The sequence below is a fragment of the Sphingomonas sp. OTU376 genome (assembly GCF_038440415.1).
Lineage (GTDB): Bacteria > Pseudomonadota > Alphaproteobacteria > Sphingomonadales > Sphingomonadaceae > Sphingomonas > Sphingomonas kyeonggiensis_A.
Genome location: NZ_JASATQ010000013.1, coordinates 76913 through 92923 on the forward strand (window position 1 = coordinate 76913; position 16011 = coordinate 92923).

General features: G+C 66.1%; 17 protein-coding genes. 10 read left to right on the forward strand and 7 right to left on the reverse strand.

Features of this window, described 5'->3' with window-relative positions; genetic code table 11:
* Positions 1-135: 135 nt before the first annotated feature.
* Positions 136-585, forward strand: a complete 450-nt coding sequence (locus AAHM44_RS08015; protein WP_342249618.1) for a DUF6916 family protein — start codon at positions 136-138, stop codon at positions 583-585.
* Between the two features lie 106 nt (positions 586-691).
* Here the strand turns inward: AAHM44_RS08015 and AAHM44_RS08020 are convergent, their stop codons facing one another.
* The 6 genes from AAHM44_RS08020 to AAHM44_RS08045 form a co-directional block, all read right to left on the reverse strand.
* Positions 692-1081, reverse strand: a complete 390-nt coding sequence (locus tag AAHM44_RS08020) for an outer membrane protein (RefSeq protein ID WP_342249619.1) — start codon at positions 1079-1081, stop codon at positions 692-694.
* A complete protein-coding gene (locus AAHM44_RS08025) occupies positions 1045-1272 on the reverse strand; it encodes a hypothetical protein (protein ID WP_342249620.1) in 228 nt (75 codons plus the stop codon). Before AAHM44_RS08025 ends, AAHM44_RS08020 begins: the two co-directional genes overlap by 37 nt.
* 300 nt (positions 1273-1572) lie before the next feature.
* Positions 1573-2076, reverse strand: coding sequence for an OsmC family protein (locus AAHM44_RS08030; protein WP_269575631.1), 504 nt, complete (start codon positions 2074-2076; stop codon positions 1573-1575).
* Positions 2077-2131: 55 nt separating this feature from the next.
* Positions 2132-2860, reverse strand: a complete 729-nt coding sequence (locus tag AAHM44_RS08035; RefSeq protein ID WP_342249621.1) for a 2OG-Fe dioxygenase family protein — start codon at positions 2858-2860, stop codon at positions 2132-2134.
* Between the two features lie 138 nt (positions 2861-2998).
* Positions 2999-4654 carry a DUF885 family protein gene (locus tag AAHM44_RS08040; protein WP_342249622.1) on the reverse strand — a complete coding sequence of 552 codons (1656 nt, stop codon included), beginning with the start codon at positions 4652-4654 and terminating at the stop codon, positions 2999-3001.
* A 118-nt stretch (positions 4655-4772) separates the two neighbouring features.
* Positions 4773-5942: a pyridoxal phosphate-dependent aminotransferase gene (locus AAHM44_RS08045; RefSeq protein ID WP_342249623.1), complete on the reverse strand. Its 1170-nt coding sequence runs from the start codon at positions 5940-5942 to the stop codon at positions 4773-4775.
* Between the two features lie 140 nt (positions 5943-6082).
* On the opposite strand from AAHM44_RS08045, the gene AAHM44_RS08050 reads away from it, so the two are divergent.
* From AAHM44_RS08050 to AAHM44_RS08085, 8 genes are read left to right on the forward strand one after another with little or no spacing between them, the layout of a single operon-like run.
* Positions 6083-8386 carry a bifunctional salicylyl-CoA 5-hydroxylase/oxidoreductase gene (locus tag AAHM44_RS08050; protein WP_269575635.1) on the forward strand — a complete coding sequence of 768 codons (2304 nt, stop codon included), beginning with the start codon at positions 6083-6085 and terminating at the stop codon, positions 8384-8386.
* 5 nt (positions 8387-8391) lie between these two features.
* Positions 8392-9153 carry an SDR family NAD(P)-dependent oxidoreductase gene (locus AAHM44_RS08055; protein ID WP_342249624.1) on the forward strand — a complete coding sequence of 254 codons (762 nt, stop codon included), beginning with the start codon at positions 8392-8394 and terminating at the stop codon, positions 9151-9153.
* Positions 9150-9641: a MarR family winged helix-turn-helix transcriptional regulator gene (locus AAHM44_RS08060; protein ID WP_269575637.1), complete on the forward strand. Its 492-nt coding sequence runs from the start codon at positions 9150-9152 to the stop codon at positions 9639-9641. Before AAHM44_RS08055 ends, AAHM44_RS08060 begins: the two co-directional genes overlap by 4 nt.
* Positions 9638-10453 (forward strand): enoyl-CoA hydratase family protein, encoded by an 816-nt coding sequence (locus tag AAHM44_RS08065; RefSeq protein WP_342249625.1) that lies wholly within the window; start codon positions 9638-9640, stop codon positions 10451-10453. The genes AAHM44_RS08060 and AAHM44_RS08065 overlap by 4 nt, the downstream gene beginning before the upstream one ends.
* Entirely contained in the window at positions 10453-11619 is a 1167-nt protein-coding gene (locus AAHM44_RS08070; RefSeq protein WP_342249626.1) for an acyl-CoA dehydrogenase family protein, read from the forward strand. Before AAHM44_RS08065 ends, AAHM44_RS08070 begins: the two co-directional genes overlap by 1 nt.
* Positions 11619-12023, forward strand: coding sequence for an acyl-CoA thioesterase (locus AAHM44_RS08075; protein ID WP_342249627.1), 405 nt, complete (start codon positions 11619-11621; stop codon positions 12021-12023). Before AAHM44_RS08070 ends, AAHM44_RS08075 begins: the two co-directional genes overlap by 1 nt.
* Positions 12020-12424: a RidA family protein gene (locus AAHM44_RS08080; protein WP_342249628.1), complete on the forward strand. Its 405-nt coding sequence runs from the start codon at positions 12020-12022 to the stop codon at positions 12422-12424. Before AAHM44_RS08075 ends, AAHM44_RS08080 begins: the two co-directional genes overlap by 4 nt.
* A gap of 12 nt (positions 12425-12436) precedes the next feature.
* Positions 12437-13612, forward strand: a complete 1176-nt coding sequence (locus AAHM44_RS08085; protein ID WP_342249629.1) for an acyl-CoA dehydrogenase — start codon at positions 12437-12439, stop codon at positions 13610-13612.
* 240 nt (positions 13613-13852) lie between these two features.
* Here the strand turns inward: AAHM44_RS08085 and AAHM44_RS08090 are convergent, their stop codons facing one another.
* Positions 13853-15181 (reverse strand): M24 family metallopeptidase, encoded by a 1329-nt coding sequence (locus AAHM44_RS08090; RefSeq protein WP_342249630.1) that lies wholly within the window; start codon positions 15179-15181, stop codon positions 13853-13855.
* A 348-nt stretch (positions 15182-15529) separates the two neighbouring features.
* Here AAHM44_RS08090 and AAHM44_RS08095 point away from each other — a divergent pair, with 348 nt between their 5' ends.
* Complete coding sequence (locus tag AAHM44_RS08095; protein ID WP_184165226.1) at positions 15530-16003, forward strand: MarR family winged helix-turn-helix transcriptional regulator; 474 nt, start codon at positions 15530-15532, stop codon at positions 16001-16003.
* Positions 16004-16011: the final 8 nt, after the last annotated feature.

Below are 16011 nucleotides of genomic sequence, written 5' to 3' on the forward strand. Positions count from 1 at the left end.
GGCCAATCCCGCGTTGGGCCGGTGCCCCATAATTCACGAGTGCAGTATCCGCACCGAAATGGTAGGAAGGCCGCTCGGGGGAAAGGTCCGTGCAAAGCGTCGCACTCGGGCCTGGCCGCAAGAAAAGCGGAAACAATGACTTACAGCTCGCGTCGAAGCTTCGTGGTTGGGGGTGTGATTGCAGCCGGGGCCGGAGTCGCCGGATGCAGCGGTGGCGGTGGCAGTTCCAGCACTGGCAGCGTCGTCACGCCTGTCGCGGAGGCAACGCCGAGCGGGCCGGTGCTGACCGCATCCGAGATGAGCGACTGGCAGAAACTGCTCGGCTCCTCCTTCGTGATCACCACGCCCAGCGGCAAGGTTACCGCCACGCTCGCCAGCCTGGAGCAGATCGTGGATGCCTCGCGTCCCACCAATCTGGCACGGCACTTGGGCTTCTTCGCGACCTTCCAGATGGCGCTTGGCCAGATACCCGCCGGCCAGAAGACCTACCAGCTGTCGCACGCGACCAAGGGCAGTTTCGATCTGTTCCTCGGCATGCCCGGACAGAGCAATGGCCAGGGCGTCATCACCGCCCTGCTCAACTAGCCAAGAGAAACTATCGGCTTCGCCCGCATGGGCGATCGCCGGCCAGCGAAAAGATGGGCGCGACCGGTTGCGGACGCGCCCTTTTTCTTTCCTCGATACCGGCGGGTCAGAAACGGAACCCGACGCCACCCAGGACCTGATTGCGCGAGAAGCCGCCGGAATAGTTTGAGTAGCGATACTCGCTGGTCAGGAAGAATTGCCGGGTAACATCATATTCGACACCGGCGCCGAGGCGGAAGCCCGAGCGATCGTCATGGCTTTCGATCGTAGTGACGGCACCCGCGTTGGTGCTGGTGAGACGATCGCCGAAACGGGCATTGGTGTAGCCCGCCTTGCCATAGACCAGCACCCGCGGCGCCGCGACATAGCCGATGCGGCCGCCTACATAGAAATCGCGGTCGCCACGCTCGCACAGCCGGCCATTGGCCTGGGTGAAGCACGACTTCTGGGTGGTGCCGGTCACTTCGGCTTCGGGCGCCAGGCGCAGATCACCCACCGCCACGTCGTAGCCGGCAGTGCCGCCATAGACAAAACCCGAACCATCCTCGCCGCGGTGATCGACGCGGTCCAGCCACCGGTGACGGCAACGCGGGCGCCGGTGAACGGAGCGCTTTCCTGCGCCATTGCGGGCGCCGCGACTGCGACGGATGCCAGCACAATGGCGGGAGCGATGAACTTCTTGAACATATGAGCCTCCTTTTCAATCCGATCAGCCAGTGATCGATGGAGGCGAGCTAGGGACGAAATCCCGGGAGCATCAGGCTACAAAAGTATTAGACACCCTGAGTAACACTCAGATTATCCCAAGGTATTATCCAGATGGTCAACCAAGTTACACAGCGCGGCGAGCCTGACATGGGCAGATGCATATCATCGTATAATGGCGGGAGCACATGATTCCGGGCGAAGCTCTCCCTTGCCCTCCCCCGGGCATCCTCTCCTGAACTTGCGGGCGGCTCCATTGGGGCCGCCCTTCTTTTGCGCGGGTCATTCAGTGAAGTCGAACGACCCTCGACCGACGGCAATCAGCGCCTCCATGTCCGCCATATGGGCAATGGCGGGCGCGGCCTCGGGCAGCGCCTCGGCAGTACGCACCCGCACGCCTTCGGTGAGCGTACGGTGCACGGGACAGCGATCGGCGATCTCCAGCAGCCGGCTACGCTGCTCAGGCGTGATCTCGCCTTCGAACTTGATCCGGCGAGAGAACACGTCCGGCGGGTTCTGCCCCTCCTCGCGCCGATGCCCGACCGCAGTGCAATGCACGCGCACCGGCCAGCCCTTGCGATCGGCGTAGAGCTGGAGCGTCATTGTCGTGCAGGCAGCAAGCGCGGCGGCGAGCAGTTGGTAGGGGGTGGGACCGGCGCCGAGGCCGCCAACCTCGACTGGTTCGTCCGCCATGAAATGCGCACCACCGGCCGATATTTCCAGCTGGAACCGCCCCGTCCCGCTCTTGGTGGCGACAGCTTCATCGAGCGTATCGTTCGTCTGCATCCACTTCACCTCGTTGTTGCGGCCCGGCAGCGGGCATTCCTTCCGACAGGCGCGGCTAATCCCGGCGCCAGGTAACCACCAGCACATCCCGGCAAGCGGAAAGGGCCGGGTCCAGCGCGTGGATCGCGGTAACGCCGTGCCGGATCCGGCGATCATCAAGCAATACTGCCTCGCCCGGGGTAACCAGCGTAAAGCTGTCGCGACGGCCTGCCTCGTCGATGATGTGCGTGGTGCCGGCTTCGACGTTGCGCCGGTCGACCAGCATGACGAGCACCCAGTCCACCCCGTCGCGGTGCATGCCCTCGGGCGTGGGCTGGCCCGCCTCTCCGCCCAGCGCTTCGATCCGGAACTGATGGAATTCACCGTCCCAGCGCTGTTCGGGATCGCCATCGAGCGCCGAGAATAGCGGCGTGCACAGCGCAAACAGGTTGCGCGTGATCGGAAGGTCAACCAGCGCATCGGTAGCCGGCGCGAACCAGCGCTGGGTGTCGCCGTTCAGCGGGTTATAGTCGATGCTCTGGAAATGCGGCTGGTGCGCCTTGCGCAGCGCCTGTGCGCCCTGGAAGGTGAACGCGGCATAGCGCCGGCGGCGATAGCGGCCGCCATCCGCCATGTACTCGTCCTGGGCGAGATCATCCCAGCTCGCCGCGAAGCGCGCGAATTCCCCCGGGTCGGCGGCATGCGCCATCGCGCGGAAATCCGCGGCATCGACATGCACATAGCCCTTGTCGGCAAGCTGCTGCGCCAGCCCGGCGCCCGGTCCCGCAATTGCGCTGAAATCCATGCCTCGTCCCGTTCGTGCGGCTTCCATGCGCCGATGCCCGGCGCACGGCAAGCCAGACTTCGGTCACAAAAATCGCTCCTGCCGGGCCAGCGCCGAGAAAATGCCGCCCGGGCCGCATCCCGGCAGCACATTCGCTGGTCATCGCAAGGCGCGGACCTCGTCGTCCTTGCCCGTCATTTCCCAGCGGATCAGCGAGATCGGGATCGAACCGGCAGCACGGAAGCGATCATGGAACGACTTGATGTCGAACTTGTCACCTTCCTGCATCGCGACATCGGCGAGCAGCTTCTCCAGCTCGACCTTGCCCATGTAATAGCCGATGCCATAGCCGGGCTGGCGCAGGTAGAGTTCGATATCGAACTGGGCGACCGCATCCCCAGGAGCCATCCATTTGGGCGTGCGAGAGACCAGCGAGGCATTGGCTTGCCGCCAGGTCCATTCGTTCGCCTGCATCTTCAGCTCGGGCAGGATGCGCGCGGCGCGCTTCGCGCCGAGGATATAGTCGATCTCGCGCGCCTTGGGGCGGCCCTCGAGCATGCCCGACTGGATCAGGAACTCCTCGAGATAGAAGGCCCAGCCCTCGTTGCGCAGGCCGTTGACGAAGAACAGCCGCGGCTGGCCGCGCACCGGTCGCGTGTCGCGCGCCGCCTGCAGTGCATCAAAGGCATGGCCGGGCAGGTTGTGCGCGCGCAGCGGGCGGCCATCGCGGAACTCTGCCTGAAAGAAGAAGTGGAGGTGCTGGGGCGGATCGAACAGGCCCGGCTTTGACGGATCCTTCTCGAAGGGGAACTGGTACGGCCCCTCCTCCGGGTCATGCTTCACATAGTCCGGGATGGTCACCCAATCGCCGTCGCGGAGGAACCGGAGCAGGTCCTCGTCCTCTACCTTGCGCTTGGCATCGAACTCGGCGCGGGTCTTGACCGGCTCGGGCATCGGGATGGCGCGGTTGCGATGCTCCTCGATCTTCAGGAAGGCGAGCTGGCGTTGATATTCGCGCTCGCCGATCACCCGGACCTCTTCAGGCGTATAGGGCAGCAGGAGGACGTGCTTGAGATACCAGGCATAGTTCTCGGCCCCCACACCGCCATATGCAGGCAAGGTGGCCTCGATGCTTTCGAGCCAGGCCTTGAACTCGGCCGCCGCGGCCTGGGCGCGCTTCGCCGGCGCGACGAGCGAAGGCTGAAGCTTCGCCGCCTGGGCGGCCAGCTCGCCATAGACGTTCACCTCGACCTGCTTCTGCACGATCGCCAACCTTGCGAGATCGCCCCGCGCATCGGTGAGGTTCGCCCGCGCCTGGCGCAGGGCTTCCGGCACCGCGTTGAGCTTCGCCGCCAGCACCTCGGCCTTGTCCCTGGCGATCGGCAGCTTCGGGATGGCTATGGCGCCGTGCATCTTCGGCCCGAAGCCGAGATTGGTGGTGCTGTAGAAGGCCGGATCACGCTTCCATGGCTGCATCACCCGGTGCTGGAACTCGAGCCCGCGCATCTCGGCGAGGACGACCATGTAATCGACGCGCTGCGGGACCGGCCATTTGCTGTCGTCGATCGCCGCCAGCCGCGCCTCGAAGCGCTGGAGCTCGGCATAGTGGCGCGCCATCGTCGCTGGCGAATAGTCGGGCACGCCCTTGACCATCGGCGGCGGCACGAAGGCGCGGAATTCCTTGTAGAGCGCGAGCAGGGCGTCATAGCCCTGTGCCGCTGGAGCTTCCGCCTGAGCAGAAGCGGGCGGTGCAAGGGGGATCGGAAGCGCCGGCAAGGCCAGCAAGGCGGCGGCAAGACCCAGACGCTTCTTCATCCCCATTTCTCCTCGAATTGAAACCTGTCGTCACCCCGGCCTTGAGCCGGGATCCCGCTCCCTCTGGCTGCGGAAACAAGCGGGATCCCGGCTCAAGGCCGGGATGACGAGAGTGCCATCACAACGTGTTGAAGAACCGCGCCAGCCGCTCCATCGCTTCGGTCACCCGCGCCTCGGACTCCGATCCGAAGCAGACGCGCAGATGCCCTTCCCCGCCCGGCCCGTAGAAGCTGCCGGATTCGACCACGACATGCGCTTCCTTGAGGATCGCCATGGCGAGATCCTGCGAGGAACGGCCGGTGCCGCTGATGTCCGGAAAGGCATAGATCGTACCTTCGGGCTCAGCGCAGGTGACCCCGGGCATCTGGTTCAGCGCCTGGACGACGATGTCGCGCTTGCGGCGATCGGCCTCGACCATCGCCAGCATCGCATCCTGCGGTCCCTCGACCGCCGCACGCGCGCCCTCCTGGATGAAGACGTTGACGTGGGTCACGTCGGTCATGGTGATGCGCATGATCGCGGGCATCAGCTTCGCATCCGCGGTCAGGTAACCGATCCGCCAGCCGTCCATCGAATAGGCCTTGGTGAAGGCGAAGCAGGTGATCGTCCGCTCCCGCATGCCCGGCAGGCTGGCGATGCTGACATGCTCCGCCTTGCCATAGGTGATGTACTCATAGACTTCGTCCGACAGCACCAGCAGGTCATGCGCGATCGCCAGGTCGGCGACCTGCTGCAGCTCCTCGCGACTATAGACGCGGCCGGTCGGATTGGCCGGGTTGACCAGCACGATCATCCGGGTGCGATCGGTGATCTTCGCTTCGATCTTTTCCTTCGAGATCGCGAAATTGTCGGCCTTGTCGAGCCCGGCGATCACCACCTTGCCGCCCGCCAGCTCGGTCTTGCCGATATGCTGGGGGTAATAGGGATCAAGCAGGATCACTTCGTCGCCCGGATCGATCGCGGCCATGAAGGCGGCGAACGAGGCATGGGTAAGCCCGTTGCACACCAGCACCTCGTCGACGCCGTAGTCGAGCCTGTTGAACTCGGTAAGCTTCTTCACCAGCGACTGGCGGAAGGAGAGCGTGCCGCGGAAATCGCCGTAATGGACGATACCAGCATCAAGCGCAGCCTTGGCGGCCTCCTTGATGTGGAGCGGCGTATCCGCATGCGGCCGGCCGAACTCGAGATGGATCAGGTCCACCCCCGCCGCATCCAGCTTGGACGCTTCGTCATACATGCCGAAGCTCTTCTTCGATCCGCCCGTGAGGCGCTGTGCCGGCCACTTCATTCTCGACCCCTTTTCGACTCCATTACCCGTGAATAATTGCGTGATATATGATATTTCAAGCTTGAAATTTCAGGCTTGAAATATCTACGCTGCGAGCGTTAGGTGACACGGACAGAGTCGCCGCGAGGGAGTACTGCTCGATGAAGATCGCATGCGTGGGCGGCGGGCCGGCGGGGCTCTATTTTGCCATCTCGATGAAGGTGCGCGACAGCAGCCACGACATCCACGTCTTCGAGCGCAACCGCGCCGACGACACGTTCGGCTGGGGCGTGGTCTTCTCCGACCAGACGGTCGAGAACCTGATGGCCAACGATCCCGTCAGCGGCGAGACGATCCGCGGCGAGTTCGCGCATTGGGACGATATCGACGTCCATATCCATGGCGAGTGCATCCGCTCCTCCGGCCATGGCTTCATCGGCATCGGGCGCAAGCGGCTGCTGGCGATCCTGCAGCAGCGCGCCCGCGACCTTGGGGTGCAGCTCCATTTCGAGCATGAGGCAAGCGACGACCTGGCCGACTGGGCGGATTATGACCTGGTCATCGTCGCCGACGGCGCCAACAGCCGCATCCGCGACCGCTATGCCGAGCATTTCGACATCGACATCCAGCCGCGCCGCAACAAATATATCTGGCTCGGCACGCACAAGGTGTTCGACGCCTTCACCTTCGCCTTCGAACAGCTCCCGGAAGGATGGGTCTGGGCGCACGCCTATCGCTTCGACGACAGCCTATCGACCTTCATCGTCGAGATGGCGCCGGAGACCTGGCACGCGCTCGGCCTCGACCAGGCGGGCCAGGACGATGCAATCGCCTTCAGCGAGCGGGTGTTCGGCAAGTATCTCGACGGCAACGCGCTGATGTCGAACGCCGGGCATCTGCGCGGCTCGGCGGCCTGGCTCAACTTCCGCCGGATCGTCACCGGGCGCTGGTCGTACGACAAGCTGATCCTGCTCGGCGACGCGGCGCACACCGCGCATTTCTCGATCGGATCGGGCACCAAGCTGGCGCTAGAGGACGCGATCAAGCTCGCCGAAGTGCTCAACCGCCCCGGGCTCGGCCGCGAACAGGCGCTGGCCGAATACCAGGCCGAGCGCAGCGTCGAAGTGCTCAAGCTGCAGAACAGCGCGCGCAACTCGACCGAATGGTTCGAGACGCTCGACCGCTATCTGCCCTTCGCGCCGATCCAGTTCGCCTATTCGCTGCTCACCCGATCGCAGCGCGTGAGCCATGAGAACCTCCGCCTGCGCGACCCGGAATGGCTGGAAGGCGTGGAGCGCTGGTTCCAGGCCCAGGCGCCGGGCGGCAAGGGCGACAAGCCGGTCCCGCCGATGTTCGCGCCCTACAGGCTGCGCGAGATGGCGCTGGACAACCGCGTCGTCGTCTCGCCCATGGCGATGTACTCGGCGGTGGACGGTACGCCGAACGACTTCCACCTCGTCCATTACGGCACCCGCGCCCAGGGCGGTGCCGGCCTCGTCTATACCGAGATGACCTGCGTCTCGCCCGAGGGGCGGATCACGCCGGGCTGCCCGGGCATGTACGCGCCCGAGCATGTCGCGGCGTGGCGGCGGGTCACCGATTTCGTCCATGCGAACAGCGGTGCGAAGATCTGCCTCCAGCTCGGCCATTCGGGTGCCAAGGGCTCGACGAAGATCGGCTGGGAAGGCATGGACCAGCCGCTCGACAGCGGAAACTGGCCGCTGATCGCCGCCTCGGACGTGCCGTGGAGCGCGGGCAACGCGACGCCCCGACCGATGACCCGCGCCGACATGGACGCGGTGCGCGACCAGTTCGTCGCGGCGGCGCGGATGGCAGTCGATGCCGGCTTCGACATGATCGAGCTGCACGCCGCCCACGGATACCTGCTCTCGAGCTTCATCACGCCGCTGCAGAACACCCGCACCGACGACTATGGCGGCAGCCTGGAGAACCGGCTGCGCTATCCACTCGAGGTGTTCGCGGCGATGCGCGCCGCCTGGCCCGCCGAACGGCCGATGTCGGTCCGCATCTCTGCAACCGACTGGATGGGCGACCAGGGCGTCACGCCCGAGGAGGCCGTGGAGATCGCCCGCGCCTTCAGCGAAGCCGGTGCCGATCTGATCGACGTCTCGGCCGGCCAGACCTGGGCCGAGTGCAAGCCGGTCTATGGCCGCATGTTCCAGACGCCCTTTGCCGACAAGATCCGCAACGAGGCGCGCGTCTCGACCATGGCGGTAGGCAATATCTTCGAGACCGACCACGCCAACTCGATCCTCGCCGCCGGCCGCGCCGACCTGGTGGCGATCGGGCGGCCGCATATGGTCGATCCGATGTGGACGCTGCGCGCCGCCGCCCAGCACGGCTATCGCGGGGTACGCGTGCCGCCCCAATATCTTGGCGGGATGAGCCAGCTCGCCCGCAACCTGCAACGTGCCGCCGAGACCGGCGCGGCACTCCGGAGCTGACGCCGATGCGCCTCAAGGACATTCATGCAGTCGTCACCGGCGGCGGATCGGGGATCGGCGCCGCGATTGCGCGCGCACTCGCCGAAGAGGGTGCCCGGCTGACGTTGCTGGGTCGCCGGCTCGACGCGCTCGAAGCCGTGGCCGCGACTATCCCCGGCGCGATCGCAGTCTCCGCCGACGTGACCGACCGCGCATCGATCGATGTCGCGTTCGAGGCCGCCCGGGCGGCGCATGGCCCGATCGGCATCCTGGTCAACAATGCCGGCATCGCGCCCAGCGCGCCCTTCGCCAAGGTCAGTGCCGAGGCGTGGCGCAAGACGATGGCGACCAATCTCGATGCGCTGTTCGATTGCTGCCAGGCGGCCCTGCCCGACCTGCTCGCGGCGCCTGCCGGGCGGATCGTCACCGTGGCCTCGACTGCGGGGCTCAAGGGCTATGGCTATACCGCGCCCTATGTCGCCTCGAAGCATGGCGCGATTGGGCTGATGCGCGCGCTCGCCGCCGAGTTCGCCGCGACCCCGCTCACCGCCAACGCGCTCTGCCCCGGCTTCACCGATACCGATATCGTGGCGAAGGCGGTCGCGACGATCACCAGCCGCACCGGCCGCAGCGAAGCCGAGGCGCTTGCCGAGCTCACCAGGCATAATCCGCAGAAGCGGCTGATAACGCCGGAGGAAGTCGCCGCGGCGGCGGTGTGGCTCTGCCTGCCGGCCAGCGGATCGGTGACTGGTCAGGCGATCCCGATCGCCGGCGGAGAAGTGATGTGACCCGCGCCACATCGCTCCGCGAGAAGCATGACGGCGCGCTCGACGATCGCGGCAGCGTGCGGCTGTGGCTGCGGCTGCTCACCTGCACCACGGTGATCGAAAAGCGCCTCAAGCGCCGCTTCGCCGACCAATATGGCGTCACCCTGCCCCGCTTCGACGTGATGGCCGCGCTCGACCGGCATCCGGAAGGGATGACGATGGGCCAGCTTTCCCAGGCGCTGCTCGTCTCGAACGGCAACGTCACCGGCGTCGTCCAGGTGCTGGTGCGCGATCGCTATGTGAGCCTGGCCCCCTCGCCCACCGACGGCCGCTCCTCGGTGGCGCGGCTGACCCAGCTCGGGCGCGAATGCTTCGCCGGGCTGGCCGAGGCGCATCACGAATGGATCGAAGCGATGCTGGCTGGACTGGGCCGCGAGGAACGCGGCCAGCTCCACCAGCTTCTGGGCGTGCTCAAGGACTCGCTCGCCGCCGAGGAAGGAGAGGAATGACCATGGATCCGACCAGCTTCGCACCGGAGCATTTCGGCTGGGCCTTTAGCGAGGGTGTGGCGACGGTCACGCTCAACCGGCCCGAACGGAAGAACCCGCTGACCTTCGAAAGCTATGCCGAGCTGCGCGATACCTTCCGCGACCTCGTCTACACGCCGCAGGTCAAGGCAGTGGTGGTCACCGGTGCCGGCGGCAATTTCTCCTCGGGTGGAGACGTCCATGAGATCATCGGACCGCTGACCGAAATGGCGATGCCCGAGCTGCTCGCCTTCACCCGGATGACCGGCGACCTGGTCAAGGCGATGCGTGCCTGCCCGCAGCCGATCGTCGCGGCGATCGACGGCATCTGCGTGGGGGCCGGGGCGATCATGGCGATGGCATCGGACCTGCGCCTCGCCACGCCGGCGGCGAAGACTGCCTTCTTGTTCACCCGCGTCGGCCTCGCAGGCTGCGACATGGGCGCCTGCGCGATCCTGCCGCGGATCATCGGCCAGGGCCGCGCCTCCGACCTGCTCTACACCGGCCGGATGATGTCCGCCGAGGAAGGCGAGCGCTGGGGCTTCCACAACCGGCTGGTACCGGCCGAGAGCCTGCTCGACGAAGCGCAGGCACTGGCGCGCGGCATCGCCGCCGGCCCGACCTTCGCGCACGGTATCACCAAGACCCAGCTCAACACCGAATGGGCCGTGAGCGTCGAAACAGCGATCGAAATGGAAGCGCAAGCCCAGGCAATCTGCATGGCAACAAAGGACTTCCGCCGCGCTTTCGAGGCTTTTGCCGAGAAGCGTACGCCCGTGTTCGAGGGCGACTGATGGCCGACCGCAGCTTCCTCGACTGGCCCTTCCTCGACGACGGGCACCGCCAGCTGGCCGATGCGCTGGAGACCTGGTGCATCGCCAACCTCTCCGATCATCACGGCGCGGAGGTGGACGCCGAATGCCGCCGGCTGGTCCGCGCGCTCGGCGACGGCGGCTGGCTGCGCTACTGCGTGCCGGCTGCCTGGGGCGGCGTGCACGACACGCTCGACATCCGCTCGCTGGCACTGATCCGCGAGACGCTGGCGCGGCATTCGGGGCTGGCCGACTTCGCCTTTGCGATGCAGGGGCTGGGATCGGGCACGATCTCGCTGTTCGGCACCGAGGCGCAGAAGGCCGCCTATCTCCCCGCCGTGGCGCGGGGCGAGAAGATCGCGGCCTTCGCGCTGACCGAGCCGGGCTCGGGCTCCGACGTCGCCTCGATGGAGACGCTGGCCGAGCGCCATGGCAACGGTTGGCGGGTCAACGGCGCAAAGACCTATATCTCGAATGGCGGCATCGCGGACTATTACGTCCTCTTCGCCCGCACCGGCGAGGCACCCGGCGCCAAGGGCATTTCCGCCTTTGTCGTCGATGCGGATACGGCCGGCCTGCGCGTCACCGAGCGGATCGAAGTGATCGCGCCGCACCCGCTCGCCACGCTGGAGTTCACCGACATGGCGCTCCCCGCCGACGCGCTGCTCGGCGAGGCCGGGTGGGGTTTCGCGGCGGCGATGGCGACGCTCGACATCTTCCGCACCACCGTGGGCGCGGCGGCGCTGGGCTTTGCCCGCCGCGCGCTCGACGAAGCGACAGCGCGGGCCCGCACCCGCAAGCTGGGCGATGGCACGCTGGCCGACAATCCGGTGACCCAGTCGAAGCTCGCCGAGATGGTGCTCGACATCGATACCGCCGCACTGCTGATCTACCGCGCCGGCTGGCTGCGCGACGTGCGGGGCCAGCGCAACACCCGCGAGGCGGCGCTGGCCAAGCTCCACGCTACCGACAGCGCACAGCAGGTGATCGACAAGGCCGTGCAGATCTTCGGCGGCCTGGGCGTCACCGTCGGCGCGCCCGTCGAGGCGCTGTACCGGGAGGTACGGGCGCTGCGCATCTATGAGGGCGCCTCCGAGGTGCAGAAGATCGTCATCGCCCGCCAGCATCTCGCCCAGAGCGCGGGCTGATGTTCCGCGTCTCCTACCCCCTGCGCTTCGCGCACTGCGACCCGGCGGGCATCGCCTTCTACCCACGCTGCCTCGAGCTGTGTGACGCCGCGGTGGAAGACTGGACCCCCGCGGTGCTCGGCGACAACCGGCGTGCGATGCACATGGGCCGCGGGCTTGGCCTGCCTACCGTCAGCCTCGCCTCCACCTTCACCGCGCCAAGCAGACTGGGCGACCGGCTCGACTTCACCGTGCAGCTCACCCGGGTCGGGCGTAGCTCGATCGATCTCGAAGTCGAGGTGACCTGCGAAGGTGCGCCGCGCTTCAGCGTCCGCCTTACCCAGGTGCTGATCGCGCTCGCCGGCGGCACCTCGCAGCCCTGGCCGCCCGAATATCGCCAACGCCTTGAAACGGAATGCCAATGACCGCCCATCAGAGCCTGCTCCCTCCCGGCTGGAAACGCCCGCGCGGCTATGCCAACGGCATCGCGGCCAGTGGCCGGATGGTGTTCACCGCCGGCGTGGTCGGCTGGGACGAAGAAGAGCGCTTCGTCTCGGCGGATCTCGCCGGGCAGTTCCGCCAGGTGCTGATCAACACGCTGGCGATCCTTGCCGAGGGTGGAGCTGGCCCCGAGCATATCGTCCGGATGACCTGGTACGTCACCAGCCGCGACGAATATCTCGCGCAGATCGCCGAGATCGGCGCCGCCTATCGCGAACTGATCGGCCGCAACTATCCGGCGATGGCCGTGGTTCAGGTCGCCGCACTGGTCGAGGCCCAAGCCAAGGTCGAGATCGAGACGATCGCGGTCGTCCCCACCGCCTGAGGAAAGCCTGACATGCAGAAATTCGACTGGGCCGATCCCCTGCTGCTCGACGCGCAGCTGGAGGACGAGGAGCGGATGATCCGCGACACCGCGCGCGACTATGCGCAGGCGCAGCTCGCGCCGCGGGTCATCGAGGCCTTCGACAAGGAAACGACCGATCCCGAGATTTTCCGAGAGATGGGCGCGCTGGGGCTGTTGGGGCCAACGGTGCCCGAGGCCTATGGCGGCGTCGGCGCATCCTATGTCGCCTATGGCCTGATCGCCCGCGAGGTCGAGCGGGTGGACTCGGGTTACCGCTCGATGATGAGCGTGCAGTCGAGCCTGGTCATGTACCCGATCCACGCCTTCGGCTCCGAGGCCCAGAAGCAGAAGTACCTGCCGAAGCTCGCCAGCGGCGAGTGGATCGGCTGCTTCGGCCTGACCGAACCCGATGCCGGCTCCGACCCCGGCGGCATGCGCACCCGCGCCACGAAGATCGACGGCGGCTACCGGCTGAACGGCGCCAAGACCTGGATCTCCAACGCCCCCATCGCCGACGTCTTCGTCGTCTGGGCCAAGTCCGATGCACATGGCGGGGCGATCCGTGGCTTCGTGCTCGACAAGGGGCTCAAAGGCCTCTCGGCACCGAAGATCGAAGGCAAATTGAGCCTGCGCGCCTCGATCACCGGCATGATCCAGCTCGACGATGTCGAAGTGCCGGAAGACGCACTGCTGCCCGAGGTCGAGGGGCTCAAGGGCCCCTTCTCCTGCCTGAACCGCGCCCGCTACGGGATCAGCTGGGGTGCTCTTGGCGCCGCCGAGTTCTGCTTCCACGCCGCCCGCCAATATGGGCTGGACCGCCACCAGTTCGGCCGCCCGCTTGCCGCGACCCAGCTCTTCCAGAAGAAGCTGGCCGACATGGAGACCGAGATCGCGCTCGGCCTGCAGGCCTCGCTGCGCGTCGGGCGGCTGATCGACGCGGGCCGGTTCGCGCCGGAGATGATCTCGATCGTAAAGCGCAACAATGTCGGCAAGGCGCTCGACATCGCCCGGGCCGCGCGGGACATGCATGGCGGCAACGGCATCTCGGGCGAGTTCCAGGTGATGCGCCACCTGATGAACCTCGAGACGGTCAACACCTATGAGGGCACGCATGACGTGCATGCCCTGATCCTGGGCCGCGCGATCACCGGCATCGCCGCCTTCTGATCCGGTCCCGGCTCGCTTCCTGCAGCGGGCCGGGCGCAACTCGCGAAAGTACACGAAGTACAGGCCAAGAGCGGGTTTTTCGGCCCGCAATTTTGACCTTCTCGACGGAAACGCGATTCATCTCGCAACATTGTTGCCTGCGCGTGATCCTATTTCGCCAACAGCCTCAGGCGGCCGGGCCAGAAGCCCAGCCGCCCGAGGCGAGCACGCGAAATCCTACATTGCAAGCACGCCCTGCCCTCACTTCACCAGCAGGATGCGGCTGTTGGGCGGATAGGCCCATTCGAAACCGCGATCGGTGACCACGCCATTGTCCTCGAGCGGGATCTTGATCTTGCGCGGGCCCCATTCGGGCACCTGCGTGTAGAGGAACAGCTCGATCGACAGGAAATTGCTCGACCGCAGCTGATAGGTCATGCGCAGCGGGTTGAAGTCGGCGATCGACGGGCCCGAGCCGTGACCCCAATCGCCCACCGAATGGCTGCCGATCACCACGTCGGAGACCTTCATGTCCTTGCTGGGATCATCATAGCGACCGAGCACCAGCCCCGGCGTTTCCGCCACCCGCTTGTTGACCGCGGCCAGCGCATCGCCCGCGGTGACGCCAGGGCGGATCACGTCGAGGATCATCCGGCGGATGTCCTGCGCCTTGTCATAGGCACGCTGCACGCCGGCCGGCGCCGCGTTCTCGCCGGGCTTGAGTACATAGGCCATGCGCTTCATGTCGGTGTAGTAGAACAGGTAATTCACGCCCCAGTCGACGGTGATCAGGTCGCCCGGCTGGATGACATGATCGCCCGAGACCGGCCCGCGTTCGCCGGGGCCGAGGATATAGATGCTCGGCAAGCCGAAGCTGCTGCCCAGCCCCTCCTTGTGGAGTTGCTCCATCATCCACCAGGCGACATCGCCGGTGGTAGTGTGACCGGGCAGGATCACTTCGTTGGAAAGCGCGCGCTCCAGGATGGTGCGCGAATACTCCCCGGTCCTGGTGAAGGCAGCGATCTCATTGACGGAGTGACGGGCGCGGAAGTCGGAAACCAGCTTCTCGGCCGGGACCAGCCGCCCGGCCAGCAGCGGGCCGAGCGTCTCGACCAGCTTTCCATGCAGCGAATGGCTGAGCCCGTCGGCGGTGCCGATCTCGGAGGCGACATTGATGCCGATCCGCTTCGGATCGCGCGCCTCGACGAACTTGCGCAGCTCGGCGGGCGAGACTTTCAGGTCATAGATCGGGCATTGATCGAACCCTGCCCCGCCGATCCCCATCGCGGCGCGCTCGATCCGGCCGCTGCCGGTGCGATCGGTGAAGACATAATAGCCGATATCGCCGACATAGCCGCCGCCGAGCAGCCCGGCATTGGGATCGTCATGCCCTTCGCGCGAGGCGACGATCCACATATCGATGCGGTTCTCGCGCATCACCTCGGGCAGGATCAGGTCGAGCTTGTCCTTGCGGATCTGGCACATCTGATCCCAGCGGCGCTTGGCCTCCTGGCCCTGTGCGGGCAGCGCGGCGAGCAGCGGCAGGATCGCGAGCGGCAGGGCCAGCCGGCGCAAAGGCTTGAACGACAAGGTGGTTCTCCCATGATTTCCTCATGGGGAACGTGACAGGACCACAACGGAAATGGAACAATAATCACGCGATTATCGTTGATATTTTGCCGATCGATCGGCATGGGGCGCTCCGAAAAGGATCAGGACCGAATCCTGCCGCCGTCCCGCCTGCAAGGCCGGGCGGGCAAGCCGCTAGCGGCCCGTTCGGGCGGGAATGCATATTGATAGGTGCAAATGCATATGTTTTCGACTAACCCGTCTGCATGCACCGTCCGGCCCGGCGCAACGTCTTGATCCTGCGGAAAGATTGAGGGAAACATGGCCACGAGTGCGCTTAAGAGAACCACAAGAGCGGCAGAGGACCTGATGGACAATCGCACCGTCTACGACCCGAGCAGTCCCAATTTTCGCCTGGAAAACTCGCCATTCTACCTGATGGCGCACGCCGACTTCAAATATCACGAGGACATGGACATCGTGCTGCACAAGCATGGCGTGTCCAAGCCGATCTACCGGGTGATGACCGTGCTGCGCGAGCGCCAGCCGGCCAGCATCGGCGCGATTGCCGAGGCGGCGCTGACCAAGCGCTCGACGATCAGCCGGATCATCGACCGGATGGTCGAGCAGGGCCTCGTCACCACCGAGCCGAACCCCGAGGACAACCGCATCACCGAAGTGACGCTGACCCCGGCCGGCCAGCAGACCCTGCGCAAGCTGACCCCGATCGTCGGCCGCCAGTTCACCCGCGCGATGGACGGGGTGAGCGACCGCGACATCGCCCATCTGCTCCGCACGCTGCAGAAGATCAGCGCGAACCTGAGCAAGCTGCCGATCGAGTGACCTCGTGA

Excerpts from the sequence above, each read along its gene's own strand:
- AAHM44_RS08015 (WP_342249618.1), top strand. The coding sequence starts at position 136 with ATGACTTACAGCTCGCGTCGAAGCTTCGTGGTTGGGGGTGTGATTGCA.
- AAHM44_RS08025 (WP_342249620.1), bottom strand. The coding sequence starts at position 1,272 with ATGTTCAAGAAGTTCATCGCTCCCGCCATTGTGCTGGCATCCGTCGCA.
- AAHM44_RS08030 (WP_269575631.1), bottom strand. The coding sequence starts at position 2,076 with ATGCAGACGAACGATACGCTCGATGAAGCTGTCGCCACCAAGAGCGGG.
- AAHM44_RS08035 (WP_342249621.1), bottom strand. The coding sequence starts at position 2,860 with ATGGATTTCAGCGCAATTGCGGGACCGGGCGCCGGGCTGGCGCAGCAG.
- AAHM44_RS08040 (WP_342249622.1), bottom strand. The coding sequence starts at position 4,654 with ATGAAGAAGCGTCTGGGTCTTGCCGCCGCCTTGCTGGCCTTGCCGGCG.
- AAHM44_RS08045 (WP_342249623.1), bottom strand. The coding sequence starts at position 5,942 with ATGAAGTGGCCGGCACAGCGCCTCACGGGCGGATCGAAGAAGAGCTTC.
- AAHM44_RS08050 (WP_269575635.1), top strand. The coding sequence starts at position 6,083 with ATGAAGATCGCATGCGTGGGCGGCGGGCCGGCGGGGCTCTATTTTGCC.
- AAHM44_RS08055 (WP_342249624.1), top strand. The coding sequence starts at position 8,392 with ATGCGCCTCAAGGACATTCATGCAGTCGTCACCGGCGGCGGATCGGGG.
- AAHM44_RS08065 (WP_342249625.1), top strand. The coding sequence starts at position 9,638 with ATGACCATGGATCCGACCAGCTTCGCACCGGAGCATTTCGGCTGGGCC.
- AAHM44_RS08070 (WP_342249626.1), top strand. The coding sequence starts at position 10,453 with ATGGCCGACCGCAGCTTCCTCGACTGGCCCTTCCTCGACGACGGGCAC.
- AAHM44_RS08075 (WP_342249627.1), top strand. The coding sequence starts at position 11,619 with ATGTTCCGCGTCTCCTACCCCCTGCGCTTCGCGCACTGCGACCCGGCG.
- AAHM44_RS08080 (WP_342249628.1), top strand. The coding sequence starts at position 12,020 with ATGACCGCCCATCAGAGCCTGCTCCCTCCCGGCTGGAAACGCCCGCGC.
- AAHM44_RS08085 (WP_342249629.1), top strand. The coding sequence starts at position 12,437 with ATGCAGAAATTCGACTGGGCCGATCCCCTGCTGCTCGACGCGCAGCTG.
- AAHM44_RS08095 (WP_184165226.1), top strand. The coding sequence starts at position 15,530 with ATGGACAATCGCACCGTCTACGACCCGAGCAGTCCCAATTTTCGCCTG.